At 60.1% G+C, this 13,470-nt stretch carries 17 protein-coding genes and 2 tRNA genes; 4 read left to right on the plus strand and 15 right to left on the minus strand.

Annotation, left to right across the window (positions count from 1 at the left end; translation table 11 throughout):
- Positions 1–171 precede the first annotated feature (171 nt).
- The 3 genes from ACX3P1_RS18005 to ACX3P1_RS18015 all read right to left on the minus strand — a co-directional run bounded on the left by ACX3P1_RS18005 (position 172) and on the right by ACX3P1_RS18015 (position 1,339).
- Complete coding sequence (locus tag ACX3P1_RS18005) at positions 172–840, minus strand: protein-L-isoaspartate O-methyltransferase family protein (RefSeq protein ID WP_459080984.1); 669 nt, start codon at positions 838–840, stop codon at positions 172–174.
- 86 nt (positions 841–926) lie between these two features.
- Positions 927–1,000: transfer RNA gene (locus ACX3P1_RS18010), tRNA-Cys, on the minus strand.
- Positions 1,001–1,066: 66 nt separating this feature from the next.
- Positions 1,067–1,339, minus strand: coding sequence for a PGPGW domain-containing protein (locus ACX3P1_RS18015; RefSeq protein ID WP_459080985.1), 273 nt, complete (start codon positions 1,337–1,339; stop codon positions 1,067–1,069).
- Positions 1,340–1,532: 193 nt separating this feature from the next.
- On the opposite strand from ACX3P1_RS18015, the gene ACX3P1_RS18020 reads away from it, so the two are divergent.
- Positions 1,533–1,607, plus strand: a tRNA-Asn gene (locus ACX3P1_RS18020).
- 167 nt (positions 1,608–1,774) lie between these two features.
- Positions 1,775–2,104, plus strand: a complete 330-nt coding sequence (locus tag ACX3P1_RS18025) for a hypothetical protein (RefSeq protein ID WP_459080986.1) — start codon at positions 1,775–1,777, stop codon at positions 2,102–2,104.
- Positions 2,105–2,153: 49 nt separating this feature from the next.
- On the opposite strand, the gene ACX3P1_RS18030 is transcribed toward ACX3P1_RS18025, so the two are convergent.
- Positions 2,154–2,333, minus strand: coding sequence for a hypothetical protein (locus tag ACX3P1_RS18030; RefSeq protein ID WP_459080987.1), 180 nt, complete (start codon positions 2,331–2,333; stop codon positions 2,154–2,156).
- A 259-nt stretch (positions 2,334–2,592) separates the two neighbouring features.
- Here ACX3P1_RS18030 and ACX3P1_RS18035 point away from each other — a divergent pair, with 259 nt between their 5' ends.
- Positions 2,593–3,357 carry a DUF4145 domain-containing protein gene (locus ACX3P1_RS18035; protein ID WP_459080988.1) on the plus strand — a complete coding sequence of 255 codons (765 nt, stop codon included), beginning with the start codon at positions 2,593–2,595 and terminating at the stop codon, positions 3,355–3,357.
- On the opposite strand, the gene ACX3P1_RS18040 is transcribed toward ACX3P1_RS18035, so the two are convergent.
- The 11 genes from ACX3P1_RS18040 to ACX3P1_RS18090 form a co-directional block, all read right to left on the minus strand.
- On the minus strand, positions 3,341–4,222 hold the full coding sequence (locus ACX3P1_RS18040; protein WP_459080989.1) for a hypothetical protein: 882 nt from the start codon (positions 4,220–4,222) through the stop codon (positions 3,341–3,343). The genes ACX3P1_RS18035 and ACX3P1_RS18040 overlap by 17 nt on opposite strands.
- Before the next feature lie 2 nt (positions 4,223–4,224).
- The gene (locus tag ACX3P1_RS18045) at positions 4,225–5,829 is read right to left on the minus strand and encodes a terminase large subunit (protein ID WP_459080990.1); all 1,605 of its coding nucleotides are present in this window, start codon (positions 5,827–5,829) and stop codon (positions 4,225–4,227) included.
- Positions 5,798–6,214: a phage terminase small subunit P27 family gene (locus tag ACX3P1_RS18050; RefSeq protein ID WP_459080991.1), complete on the minus strand. Its 417-nt coding sequence runs from the start codon at positions 6,212–6,214 to the stop codon at positions 5,798–5,800. Before ACX3P1_RS18050 ends, ACX3P1_RS18045 begins: the two co-directional genes overlap by 32 nt.
- Entirely contained in the window at positions 6,214–6,546 is a 333-nt protein-coding gene (locus tag ACX3P1_RS18055; protein WP_459080992.1) for a phage head closure protein, read from the minus strand. The genes ACX3P1_RS18050 and ACX3P1_RS18055 overlap by 1 nt, the downstream gene beginning before the upstream one ends.
- A complete protein-coding gene (gp17, locus tag ACX3P1_RS18060) occupies positions 6,543–6,938 on the minus strand; it encodes a tail completion protein gp17 (RefSeq protein WP_459080993.1) in 396 nt (131 codons plus the stop codon). Before gp17 ends, ACX3P1_RS18055 begins: the two co-directional genes overlap by 4 nt.
- Positions 6,938–7,378, minus strand: coding sequence for an HK97-gp10 family putative phage morphogenesis protein (locus ACX3P1_RS18065; protein ID WP_459080994.1), 441 nt, complete (start codon positions 7,376–7,378; stop codon positions 6,938–6,940). The genes gp17 and ACX3P1_RS18065 overlap by 1 nt, the downstream gene beginning before the upstream one ends.
- Positions 7,375–7,953 (minus strand): head-tail connector protein, encoded by a 579-nt coding sequence (locus tag ACX3P1_RS18070; RefSeq protein WP_459080995.1) that lies wholly within the window; start codon positions 7,951–7,953, stop codon positions 7,375–7,377. The genes ACX3P1_RS18065 and ACX3P1_RS18070 overlap by 4 nt, the downstream gene beginning before the upstream one ends.
- Positions 7,954–8,524: 571 nt before the next feature.
- Entirely contained in the window at positions 8,525–8,911 is a 387-nt protein-coding gene (locus ACX3P1_RS18075) for a hypothetical protein (RefSeq protein WP_459080996.1), read from the minus strand.
- A gap of 27 nt (positions 8,912–8,938) precedes the next feature.
- The gene (locus tag ACX3P1_RS18080) at positions 8,939–10,123 is read right to left on the minus strand and encodes a phage major capsid protein (RefSeq protein ID WP_459080997.1); all 1,185 of its coding nucleotides are present in this window, start codon (positions 10,121–10,123) and stop codon (positions 8,939–8,941) included.
- Between the two features lies 1 nt (position 10,124).
- On the minus strand, positions 10,125–10,637 hold the full coding sequence (locus ACX3P1_RS18085) for an HK97 family phage prohead protease (RefSeq protein ID WP_459080998.1): 513 nt from the start codon (positions 10,635–10,637) through the stop codon (positions 10,125–10,127).
- Positions 10,637–11,767, minus strand: a complete 1,131-nt coding sequence (locus ACX3P1_RS18090; RefSeq protein ID WP_459080999.1) for a phage portal protein — start codon at positions 11,765–11,767, stop codon at positions 10,637–10,639. Before ACX3P1_RS18090 ends, ACX3P1_RS18085 begins: the two co-directional genes overlap by 1 nt.
- A gap of 221 nt (positions 11,768–11,988) precedes the next feature.
- Between ACX3P1_RS18090 and ACX3P1_RS18095 the strand changes: the two genes are divergently transcribed.
- Positions 11,989–13,470 carry a hypothetical protein gene (locus ACX3P1_RS18095; protein WP_459081000.1) on the plus strand — a complete coding sequence of 494 codons (1,482 nt, stop codon included), beginning with the start codon at positions 11,989–11,991 and terminating at the stop codon, positions 13,468–13,470.

Here is a 13,470-nt window from a genome sequence, read left to right on the forward strand (position 1 = left end):
AACGTATCCCTCATTCATTTCCACGGGAACCACGCCACGACCGCTGCCCAACTACAGTCGACGCGACATTTTTTCCCTGCTGTTTACGCACGGCCCCCGACGTCTGGATCAGGCAATGATTCCAAAAGATAAGGCCAACACGCCAACGCGCCGGCCGCAAGAAGAAACCATTCAGAAATTAAACGCTTGCGCACGTTCGAAACCGGGTAGTGGCTTAATTGCCGCATTAAATGTGCGCCTGCCGGTAACAACGCCGTCCGTTTTTAGGAATAACCGGGCAAGCCCGGCATTGCCCCTGCCCTCCACCGCAACCAGCCGACCGCCCTCACCGAGTTGTTCAGTCAGGCCTTCGGGCACCTCGTCTATGCTGCCGTCCAGGAAAATGACGTTGTAGGGAGACTTGGCGGCGTAACCCTCGCGAAGCGGCCCTTTCACCACGGTAACATTCTCATAGCCCAGGCCCGACAGGGTGGACGCCGCCGATTCCGCCAGGCCAAGATCACTCTCCAGCGCCACGACCGACATTGCCAGGCTGGACAGGATGGCGGCCGTATAGCCGGTCGCGCAGCCGATCACCAGGACATGGTCGGTCTGCGAAACATCGGCAATTTGCAAAAGCTTGGCCAGCGGCGACGGTTCCATCAGATAGCGCGTGCCTTCTGGCCCGTCGGCGACGCGGATGTCTTCGTCGATATAGGCGATGGCGCGCTGGCTCTCGGGCACGAACGCTTCGCGCGGCACCGACAGCAGCGCTGCCAGCAATGGGGCACTGGTAACGTCTGTCGTGCGAATCTGGCCGTCGACCATTTTTGTACGAAGTTCGGAGAAATCAGCGTTCATGATGCCGTCCCGCGCCCGGCGCCGAGACGCTCGGTTTCTTTTCCCATGGACCCCGCTCCCGCGCATTCGCGCGGGAGGCCGGGGATTGGAGGCCTCGCCCGGAATCGAACCGGGGTGCAAGGATTTGCAGTCCTCTGCGTAACCACTCCGCCACGAGGCCTCATCACTCCGGCGTTCCGTCCGGTTCCAATAGGTTGCCCGAAATTTTGCGTCAAGCCATGCAGCTTCATTGTGAACGCTTTCCCGCCCGCCGTCTTTCCCACCAGACGACGAAACGGCGTCTGGCGCGGCGCACGTAAGCAAACTCATAGGACAAAATGAGCAGCCCGAGCGGGACCATCCAGAAACCGAGAATCGGAAGGAAGCCGAAAATTCCCAGGATCACCAGCACCGTGCCGATGGCGATTCGCGCGCCGCGCGATCGTGGCATCCTGAAGTCCCGCCCAAAGACCGAAATCTTGCGGATCGGTGGGGCTGGGTTATCGCCATCTGCGGCCATGGTGAACTTGTTGTCCGTCTTGCGTGTGGGTTGCGCTTGATGCCGCAGTCCGCGGCAGAGTGCCTATATAGGGCGTGTCAAATGGGGATTACGACAGCGGCGAGGCAAAAGAGCGAGAAAAATGCGAAATGCTTCTTTGCAAAGCTGAAAAGGGTTTGCTATAGGCTGCCCCGGTCACATAGAGAGCCCCCGTTCCCCGGTAGCTCAGTGGTAGAGCAACCGGCTGTTAACCGGTTGGTCGCTGGTTCGAATCCGGCCCGGGGAGCCAATCTTTTCAAGCACTTAGTGATCTTCCAAAGAGGTACGAAAAGCCGATAGGTACGGCATAGGTACGGAAACGGCTTTTGCTTGCCCTGCCCCGCCTCGTTCCAGACAGGAACGATGTTGCCCTGACCTCAGCCCGGTCGCATAGTGGTGGCGGGTATTGGAGGGGACATGAGAAAATCAGCCATCAGATGCGCTATCGCAGCCATTGCAATGTCGGCCGCAATCAGCCTTGGGCATGCACAAGCCACGTCCGATCGAGATGCGGCGCTGACGGCGTTTGCACAGGATTTGGCTCGCCTTCAAAATCAGATGCCCACGAGCCCGCAGGCATATATGGCTATGAAAGGCGGCATGCTTGACGATTGGTGGGAAAGCCTCATCAAAGAAGCCCAGGAAATGAAACAGCGATGGAGCGAAAATCCTTATGTAAGCGTCACGGGATTTTCGATTTCGCTCAGCTCTCCGCCCTCAATCGATGTAGACTTCGAGTTTAAATGAAACCCGCCCCCGGTGAGGAGCGGGCAATGTTTGCCAACTCGGCAAACTTTCAGGCGGCCACCGGAAGCACCGTAGCCTCGAGCCTCGCCAGGGCAGCGGTCAAGATCGTGTCGATCTCGTGGAACGCCTCGAACAGCCCATCATCTTTGACGTCGTAGGCATTGGCCGCGGCAAGGCGCTGGGCGGCGCTGATCATTTCGGCAAGGTCTTTCGCAACTGGTTTGGTCATCTCGATTTCCCTTTGATGTTGGTCACCGGGGAATCATCGCAGAAACTTCAATACGGTTGGGATTGATGCGAAAGAAAATGACAAGCTGCTGATATCGCTTTCCGAATTCGTCGAATGGCGGCCGGCATTAGTACGGATCGTATTTACCAGGCCCAGCGAAAGCGCGGCAGAATTCCCGGTGACGAAGCTCAGCGAGCATAAATCGTGTTGACGCCCGCGTGCTGCCGGCGCGATGGTGCGCTTGGGATAGGGGGATGTAGTGGCTACAGAAAGTAAGATCGGTACGAAATTAAAAGCATACTGCTCAAATTGCCGAGGCAAGCGGAATTGTGATGTTGCAGGACACCATGCAGAGCGAGGAGGCGACCGGGAGGGAAATTACTCGTGGCATGTCGATTGGTATCTTCTCGTTTGCTGCGGATGTGAGCATGTCTTTGCACAAAGCGTCAGCACGGACTCGGAAAGCTACTACCACTATTACGACGAGAACGGCGAAGCTCAAACAGAGCATGATGAGACGATAGCGACGTGGCCCGCTAAATTCAAAAGGGACCGGCCAGATTGGTTCCAATCCAACGCCATCGATACTGACACTGAAAAAGTCAGCCCGCTAAATGACTCTCTCCGTGAACTTTACGGATCGCTAGATAGCGATCTAAAGACCCTTGCCGCGATTGGAGTGAGAACGTCATTCGATATTGCCGCCGAAATTCTTGGTATAGACGCCGATAAGACTTTCCAGGAAAAGCTCGATGACATGGTCACAAAAAAGCTGATCAAAGATTCCGAGCGAGAACATCTCGACGTGTTGGTTGATGCTGGAAGTGCTTCTGCTCACCGTGGGTGGAAACCGTCTGTTGAAGACCTTGACATCCTAATGGATACGCTTGAGGGCTTCATCTACGAATGGTTTGTGGTACCCACGAGAAAAAAGGTAGCCGCTGCTAAGATCGCGAAAATGAAGGCGAAAGTTCCTCCACGTCCCAAAAGACAAAAAAAATCAGTCTCTAAGCCGCCTGCTTGACCTCCTCGCAGACAAAGGCGCTGGCCTCAGCTTTCATAGCCTTGCGCCGATAATATGCCCGGTCCTTGCATCTCTTCGAACAAAGTGAGTTCCGCATGGAGCCCGGCTCAAACATCTCATCACATTCTCGGCACTTCCTCGGCTCCAGCCGGGCGGCGCGTTCGGCTTTCCCTTTCTTGGCTTCAGCCTCGATCTTGCATTCCAGGCAGCAAAATTTCTGAAAGGGCTTGCTCGGCCTGAATGCTTCCTCACAGTTCGCACAGTCACGATGCTTCAGCTTCGCGCGCGTAAGGTTCTCCCGGCAGGATGGTGAACAGGCTTCCGCCTCGATGCGATATGGCTTGAACGGCGTGCGGCACCACGCACAAGGCCGCTCGGAGATGCCTTCCTTGCGTGCCACCTCGTAGGCCCAGCGGGCGCGATCAGCCATGGCGTAGTGATAATTCCTGTTCTGCCAAGTCTGCATGATCCGGCGGCATTCCTCGCAGCAGAAGCGATCATGGTTCGCGATCGCTTCATCATCGAGCGGTCCACGACACTGCGCACAGTTCTCCTTTGCGATCACATATTCGGGTTGCCCCTGTATCCATGACGGTCGGACAGCGCCCAGAAGGTGAAGGGCCTCGCGGACGAGCAAGGTGGCCTCCAGATCGGATGCGCCCCACGGATGGCCGTCAAGGATCATCGCGACACGAATGCCTGTGTGCGCGCTGCCCTCGAACTCGAACGGCGACAGGCTCCAGCCTCGGAGCACGTCCATAACCTTGCGCACCATCACCTTGCGCGCTTCGTCACGGAAAATGCGCTGCGCAACTGCCCGCTTCGGTTGCGGTCCCGCAAGCCTGATGCGCCGACGCCTGCTCATGCTCAAAAACTCCAGAAGTTCGAGTTATCGGCTTGCGGGCTGTCGTAGAAGGTGCCGCCCATGTCGCCCATGGATGCACGCTGTATGGCCATGAGGCACGCGCTGGCACCGTCGATCCGGTCTCGGCTGGTCGACTTGGAAAACAGCCTGTTGCCGTTCCTGTCGGGCGGTGTCAGGGCGATGTTTTCGAAACACCAGCGGAGCACGGGATTGCCGCCATGCAGCATCCGGCCTTCGAGGATCACCTCTTGCAGGGTATCGATCGCCGGGACCAGCATCCGCCAGGATTGATCAAATTTGAAGACCGGGAGATGGTCCTCGGCAAGGGCGTTCATGATGTCGAGCGCGCGGTTCGGATCGAAGCAGATTTCCTGCACGTCATAGGTCTCGCAGAGACGGCGGATATGGTCAGCAACCGCTTTGTGATTGATCACCGGGCCAGGTGTCGTCTCGATGAAACCGGCGTCACGCCAGCCGGCGTAATCAACCTTGTCGCGTTCGCTCTTGGCGAGAAGGTTTTCCTCCGGGGTGAAGAACCATGGGATTACCTTGAACTTGTCGCCGTCTCGGAAGGCGGCAACGATGGCGCAAAGATCGTGCCGAATGGCCATGTCGACGCCGATCCAGCACTGTTTTCCCTCCAGCGCGGTGATATCGAAAGGTTCGGCGCCGCGGTCATAAACCTCTATTTCGATGAACGGCGCGACGCTGTGTTCCTGCCACTGGTTGAGGTTGTATTGCAGGAAGTCGCGGCGTTCGGCCGGCAGACTCTCGCCAAGCTTCGCCAGGCCGCGCAAGCCCTCGATATCGGGGAAGCCCTCGGCAAGGCCGGGGTTGACGAAATGCCATAGCTTCTCCGATCGCCAGTCGGCACCGGGCAGCGTTTCGAACAGGACCGGCAGGAAGGACGGGTTGACCTCTTCGCCGCTGTCCACCTTCCGGGCATATTCCAGCATCTTGTATGCGAGGTTTTCGGACCCGGCACCGGCCTGGGTGATGACGATCATCAACGAGCCGGGCACCTTCACCAAGCCGGTTTGCAGCGCCGCCCATAGGTCGCGCTTCTTCCACGCGATCAATTCGTCGGCCACAACCATGGTCGGCGTCTTGCCAAGCTGGGCACCGCCATCGCTACTGATCGCGCGGAAGACGGATTTCAGTTTCGGATAGGTGATCCGGAACTCGCTCGATAGGTCTTTCGCATGACTGGCCAGCCATGGGGTTTCCGCCACGATGCCGGCCGCTTCCTCATAGGCGATGCGCGCCTGATCCTCGGACGATGCCGCAGCAAGCGCCTGTCCACCATGAACACGGGCACCGCCGAAGGTGTGATGCAACGCCAGTGCTGCCGATATCGTCGTCTTGCGGGCACCACGCGGCAACAAGCAGAACACGGTGCGCACCTCGCGGTTGCCGTGCTGGTCGGTCGGGCCATAGACGCGGCGAATGATCCGCTCCCAGAAAGAGGGCAATTGGAAACCCTTGTCTGGAAGCGGTGACTTCGGATGCTTCAGGGCTTGGATAAACTCGACCGCGCGTTGGCCGTGGCCGAACGGGTCGGGGATTTCCGAGCGATCAAAGATCCAGCCAGGACGGCGCGCCTTCATCGGCTTTGCTCCCTTGCTGCATTCCCTTGCGGTGACGGCCGGCCGGCGTGAGACCAAGCTCAGCGGCAAAGCGCAGGGCAAGTGTCAGGTATTTGGCCAGCATGACGTGGGCCGGGTGCTGCTTCACGGCACCGGATTTCTCATTGCTGATGATCGGCGGCGACTTCGACGCTATGGCCTGAAGCTGCTTCACCATGCCGGCAGCGATGGCATATTGCTCGAGCGCCTGAAGATCGCTCTTGGTCAGGATTTTCAGGTCGATCAGTTCCTTTGCAGCACGACGCCATTCCTCGCGCGCGTCGGGCGCAAGGTCACGCGGTGCCGGCGGCACCTTGGCAAGGCCGCCCTCGATGGACTTCAAGATAGGCTTGACGCCGGCAACCATTACGCACCACCGGGATCGAATGCCGTGGCCTTGATCTCCAGCCCGTCGCGGTTGCCGATCTCCTTCAGACCGGCGATTTCGTACTCGACGCCCATGCAGGTGACACGATCGAGCGCGGTCAGATCGCTGGTGAACCGGATCGTGAAGGTGACGACGCGGACGGCATAGGTTTGATCGGCCGCGAATTGCTCGTCGGCGCTGTCATAGGCCATGGCTGCCCAGACCGTGCGCAGATCGGCCCAGGCGAAGGTGTCGCCCCATTGCGGATCGTGTGTCACGGTATAGCGCCGCAGGGTCAGGCGGCGGTTTAGCGTGGCGGGGTCGATGGTCATGGCGCGCGCCTCCAGTGGATTCGGACGTCGACAATCGAGCGCTGGGCAGTCGCGCCGTCTTGGTAATCCGATGTCGTCATGACCTTTTCGACAAGCTGAACGTCGGCACCGTTCACCGTGCCGCGATAGCCGTTCAAGGCGATGTCGATTGCGATGCCAAGTTCGGCGGCTTCCTTTGCAGTCTTCCCGCGTGCCCAGATGCGGACACGCTCCTGAAGCAGCCCAGACGGCCCCTGATGCGATAGCCCTTCCTCGCCTCCCACAGACATAAGGACGACGTTCGGCAGCGGATCAGCCGCAGGCGCGGCGTTGTGGTGGATGCCACCGACACGCTTGGCGGTGACGCCGGCAGTGGTTGCGAGGATCGAGCGGATAAGCGGGAGCGATTCCATTACTTGCCCCCGTATTTGCGGGCGAGCTTGGCCGCTTGCTTTTCGAGTGCGGGACCGATCTTCTCCCCAAAGCGCGTGATAGCCTCGGCTCCATGCGCCTCATAGGCCGGGGTGAGGAATGGTTGGGCAGTCGTGCCGGGATGGTTCACCTCGTGCGCTTCCGTCCCGAACTCCAGCAAATGCAGCAAGCGGTAATCCGGGTTTTTCGGATCGCCGCCGACAAGATGCGTCGGGTTGGTCTTCGGAGCCTTGGCGTCCTTCTTCAGGACAAGCGCCTTCTTGACGCTGGCGTGCTTCGTGTTCGCCTTCGCGCCCTTCAAGATCGGCTGCAAAGCGAACCGGGACGCCTGCCCGATAGGCGTGTTGTACAGCCTCGCCATCTCGCGAAACGCCTCCGACACGCCCTTGGCGCCATATACTCCCGCACGCCGCGCCATCACGCCCATGTCCTTCGGAAATTCATGCAGGCGCGGCGGGCATCGGCAGGCAGCGGCGAAAGGCTGGTCGTGGCGACATTGCCACCGAACCGCATCCAGTCGGCAACCGTCTGCATGACGGCCATGCGCAGTTCTGCCGGTACGCTGTCGGCCGCGTCACCATAGCCAGCGTCGAAGATCACGGTCACGACGCCGGGGAATGCCCGCACCTCAGGCCAGGTTGTGCCGTAGGCAGCGAACAATGCCGGGTCTTCCAGCCTGTCCACCAGCACATAAGCGCCGCTGTCGAGCGTCTGCGAAGCGCCGGCAGGGTCGATATAGGCCACGCTGGCAACGCTCAGCACCGGGCTTGCCGGTATCGCCAGGGCAGTGCCGAAGGCATCGGCGGTGAACGTCATCGTGCGCTTGAACAGAAGCCGGCCGGACGCGCTTTCGACCTTGCCGATTGCTGCCTCGATATAGGCAGCGATCAGATCGCCGTATGCGGTCTCTTCGTCACCGGCTTCGACCTTGCAATGGTCCAGCACCAGATCGGTGAAGGCTTCCGGCACTACAGGTGGCGTGGTGATCTCGATCATTTCCGGCCCCTATTTTTTGCCGTTGAATTTGAAAAAACCGCAGAGTCAGGAGCCCAAACCGGTCCTACGTTGACCCCTAAAACCTTGGACCTACCCCCCGCCTTGCCATCGTTCGCGGCCTGGATGGCGTTGCAGCGGACGCAACCGGGCTTCCAGTTGGCTCGGTTCATCTTCAGGTCAGGCCGATCACGAATGCTGATCTTGTGCATGACGACGGTTGCAGGGGCACCACAGGCGCAACGCTCATGGCCGGGCTCACGAAGGAACGCAGCGGCCACCTTCTGCCATGCCGTGTCATAGCCACGCTTGCGGGCTGATGGTCTGGCCTTGTCCATCTCGGCACGCTTCGCCTTCTGGCACGCGCAAGGCTGGCCATAGGGCACGCGGTGGCCACAAGGACATATGCGAGGAATGCCCATGTTCAGCACCTCACGTTGGAAGGGATGGCCGCCAGCGCAAAGGATAAACGCCGGCGGCCTGTGGTGACGCGCAATGACCACGCCACCGCATGGTCGAACCACTCCGCTTTGCCCTCGCGAGGCTCGAAAGGAAGTCCGACCATGATCTCAACTCATGCCACCGGGCGCTGAGCAGCGTCGGATAGGACAGCGACGGCACCGGCCACGATGGACGTACCGCCTGCCGTGGTGAGGCTGAGGCGCACATACCGCTTGAAGCCGGTATATCCGAGCTTGTAGGCGCTATCCGCTGCCAGCGTGGCTGGTGCGTTGGACTGCACCACATCAGCCGCGGCATCGGTGAAGTCGCCGCTGTTCGCGGTGTCCGACTCCTGCACCTTGACGCCGAAGTCACCGGCACCGGCAACGGCTCCCGTGTTCACCACGAAGGCCACACGGTTGAAGCCATGGGTATCGATGGCAGCGCCAACGCCGGCAGCGGTCTTCACCGCTGGGGACAGCGCCAAGGCTGCCCCTATGTTCGAATACAGATCACGCATGATCGTAGTTCCTTTCTGCCCTCAGGCTCAGGAGGTTTTGCAGGTGATCTTGCGGATCGCCTTGGGTTGCACGACGGCCGCGCCGACGCGCCGGGTGGCGTGAATGCGGGTGATGCCGTTCGTGGCCTGGATGTATGGATTGACCAGGATCGACAGGTTCAGGCGGTCCACGATCCGATAGGCCGTGGCGATGTCACCGAAGAGGATCGGCGTGGCACCGGAGCCGATATCATCCATGTCCGGCACTTCGATCACCGGACGGCCAAGGATCGTTTCCGGCTGGCCTGCCTGATAGCTGGGCTGCCAGAGATAGACGCCCGTGGTCCCGTCCTTCAGCTTGCGGATGCTGGCCAACGTGGAACCGTTCATCAGCCATGTGCCACGCGACCGATATGCGGCAGGCAGGGCGTACATGTGCGAGATGAGCAGATCGGCAGGAGCCGAGCCAAGCGTCGCGGCGGTGCCCGTAGGCGTCACCAGAACGTCCGCATTGACCATCATGCCCTCGGGCTCAAGGGTGCCGGCACCGGAAACAAAGGCAAGCCCTTCCTTCTGGCCGAAGTCTTCAGCGAGTGCGAGACGGACTTCCGCTTCAGCCGCGCCGCCACTGTCGGCGAGAAGCTGGTTGGAGATGTCGACGAAGGTGTTGATCTCGCGGATCGGCACCTCAACCTGTCCGAAGCTGGGCTCCGAACCTTCCTGTGCCTGAGCCTCGCCCTTCCACTTCGCATTGGTGATGCCATTGCGGCGGGGATAGGAGACAGACGGCGCGGCGGTGGTGCGCACCGTTGCCAGTGGACGGATCGGAGAGAACTCGACCAGATCACGGATGAATTCGGTCGACAGTTCGGCCGGCGCCAGATAGCCGCCCTGAGGATCACCGGAGACGGTGAGCGCCTTCAGTTCCTCGGCCGGCGCACGGTCGGCCATGCGCAGATAGGTGCCGAACGCTTTGCGCTCTTCGGTCGGCTCGGCCTTCTTGTCCTTGTCGGGTGCCGGTCGGTTTGCCTTGGTTTCGACCGCAGCAAGCCGTTCCTCGATCTTGGTCATATCGGGCGCGGACTTCGTTTCGACGGCCTTCAGGCGATCGTCCACCGTCTTCTGGAAATCTTCCAGCGCCTTGGTGACGATGTTTGCCGGGTCGTCTTCCTCGCCCTTTCGGACAAAGGTCGCGCTGGCAAGCAGCGCCGTCTTGTCAACGTGACGCGTCATTTCATTTGCCTTTCATGTGGGCCGTGGCCCGGTTGATTGCCTCCGCCATGCGGAAAGCTTCGACTACCGACTTTGCGCTGGTAACGCGCGCGCCGGGATGCATCGGAATGCTGACAAGGCTACCCTCCAGCCATTCCCATTGTTTGATGAGGCGGCCGACGACGCGGCCCTCGGCTCGACGCTCGACCGATTTCAGGATGTTGAAGCCCATGCTGAAGCCGCGCACGGCACCGGCCTTGCTCAACGCCCAAACCTGAGCGGCGCGGGGAACATCCGCGATGAGAAGCCGAGCCTTGAAATGCAGCTTGCCGCCCTTTTCGGTGGCGCTGTCGATTGTGCCGAGCGGGTCGGTTGTGTCGTGGCCAAACAGAAGTGGAAGCGGGAAAACGCTTTTCATGCCGCCCGGCTCGATCATGTCGCCTATGCGATCAGGCGTGCCGAAGTCCCACGCGGTGCCCTCGATGACGCCCTCGTCACCGGCATCCATCTTCGTTTCAAAGATGATCCTTTCCATTATGCCGGCTCCTCAGGGTCTTCGCGCTTCGCCGGCACAGTTGGTTTCACGGTGATGTTGGGATTTTCGTAGGTGCCGCCCTTGCCGTCGGCGCGCGGTGCAAGGTCCAGCCAGGCACGGGCCTCATCAGCGGAAAGCACTTCCGACGCGCGCAGCGAGTTGATCGCGGTGGCACGGGTCTGAAGATCGGCACGGCTCAAATCGTCCCGGTCGAAGAGGATGCGATATTCGCCGCGCTCGTCGTCGGTGAACAGCGCTCGATTGAGCGCGGACTCCAGCGCGCGGAGCCAAGGCTCAATGCAGTATGAGAGAAATTCGCGCGATTTCTGCCAGACGTTGTTGAACGTGGATTTCTCCATATCGCCCAGCATCGACGGCGGAACGTTGAACGCCCTCGCGATCTCGAGGATCTGGAACTTGCGAAGCTCGAGGAATTGAGCGTCCGTGCTCTTGAATTCGAGCTGATTGAACTTGCCGCCGTTGTACAGGATGGCGGTCTTGCCGCTTCCCTCGGGCGAACCGTGAGCATCCTGCCAGCTCTTTTTCATGCGGGCGAAAGCTTCTTCGTCCATGTGTTCCGGGAACTCGATGACGCCACCGGGTCGTGCCGCGTTCTGAAACAGCTTGCCGGCGCGATCTTCCATGATCTTGGCAATGCCTATCGCTTCGCGCGCCAGCGTCAGCGGGCAGTTCGCAAACAGGCCGCGAAGGTGGATCACGTCGGAAGCGGCAAGGCGACGGCTGCCCAGCGTGTAAACCGGTTCCCCTGTGTCTGTGTCGAGTTGGGCGGAGAGGCTGGTCGAATAGCGGACGATTTCCCGGACCTCGCCATTCACGCGATTGATCCAGGCGAGGCCACCGGTGTCAGCGGTCAGGGCAGCAGCGACAAGATCGCGGACAAGCTCGAATCCGCTGGTCCATTCGTTGACGTCACCATGCAGCAGCTTGGCAACGGGATGATCGGGCGCGTCGACGGGATGGCCGCCCTCGGTTCGCACCACGCGGATGTCCAGGGTAGCGCAGGCTTCCGAAATGACGCGGACGGCATTGGCGACGGCAGGGACGCGCAAGGCTTCCTGAGCGGACACGGCGAACGAACCCGGCAGTGTGCCGCCTGTGAATAAGCGCAATTCCGTGTCGGACGGGTGAGACAAGCTCTTCCGTTCGGCCGCGCCAAAAATCTTCCGCATACGCGAAAACATAAGCCACCAGATTGTTACGTTGCCGAAATGATACACTAGATGTTGTGCCTTCTCAACATTTTTGCACAACGGTGATATGTTGATATCGATATTATGCACATCAATACGAGAAAGCCGCCCTGCCAGCGTGAAAAGAGGAACAATTTCAAATGGTTGCTACAGTCGGCTCAATCCAAGTCGCATTCCGCAGCGATATGACCGCCTACGAAGCAAGTCTTCGGAAGGGCGAGAAATCGACGGACCGCTTCGAGCGCAATGCTAACAAAGCCACGCAAGGCGTCGGCAGCGCGTTCATCAAAATGGGCGGCTTGGCGAAGGCCGGGCTTGCTGGGCTGGCTGCCGGTTTTGTTGCGGGCGGGATCACCGGCATCATTTCCAAATTCGGCGAGGTGGCCAAGAATATCGCCTCGATCGGTGACGAAGCGAAGCGGGCCGGCGTGTCTCTTCGAGCATTCCAGGAGTGGAAATTCGTTGCCGAACAAAACCGCATCGGCATCGATCAGATGACGGACGGCCTGAAAGAATTAAATCTGAGGGCCGACGAATTCGTGCAGACCGGCAAGGGCAGCGCTGCCGAATCGTTCATGCGGCTCGGCTACAGCGCAAAAGACCTTGAAACAAAGCTGAAGGACCCGTCCCGGCTTCTTCTGGAAATCATTGATCGGCTGGGCAAGTTCGACCGGGCGGCTCAGATACGGATCAGCGATGAACTGTTCGGCGGCTCCGCTGGCGAGCGCTTCGTTGAGTTGCTGGCCCAGGGCGAGGATGGCATTCGCGATACGATCAATCGTGCCCATGAACTCGGCGCCGTCATGGATGATGACGTTATCGCGAAGGCGGCCGAACTGGATCGTCAATTCAACGCGATCACCACGACGGTAGGCACCGGCCTGAAAACCGCCATCGTGGAAGCAGCCGGAGCCTTGCAGGACTTCATCAATTCCTTTCAAGGGCAGATGGCGAAGTTCGAAGAGCGCAAGGCCGCTGCCGACCTTGGCCGTCTCGCAGGCTCCCTTGCCGGAACACCGCTCGGGCCTGAGCCCATCAACCATACCACGCCGAAGACGGATCGGCTGCCGAAGGCGGTATGGACGCCTCCAACGCCACCGGCAGGCGGGTTCGGCTCGGGAAGCTCTAAGAAGGGCAGCAGCGGTTCCTCCTCGCGGGACAGGGCGGCGTCCCAGGCCGCGCGCGAAGCGGAATCTGTGCGCAAGCTGATCGACGATCTTGAGCACGAAAAATCCTTGATCGGTGCCACTGATCTTGAGCGCGATATCTCCAACGAGCTTCGCCGGGCTGGTGCAGCCGCAACAGCGGACCAGCAAGCGAAAATCGTCGGGCTGGTAACGTCCCTGCACGCTGAGGCGGAAGCGCAGCGGCAGGCAGCGGACGCGGCGGAACTGTATCGCGATGTCGCCGGCGGTGTGATGGACGATCTTCGCAGCGCGCTCGATGACGGCAAACTGTCATGGGAAGAGCTTGGCGACGTGGCAATCAACGCCCTCAACCGGATCGTTGACAAGCTTTTGAACGACGTCCTGGACGCGCTTTTCAAGGTCGGGAGCGCCGGCTCCGGTGGTGGCGGCGACTTCCTGGGCTCAATCTACACTCTCAACCTGAAAGGATTCTGA

The organism is Mesorhizobium sp. A623 (assembly GCF_054489405.1).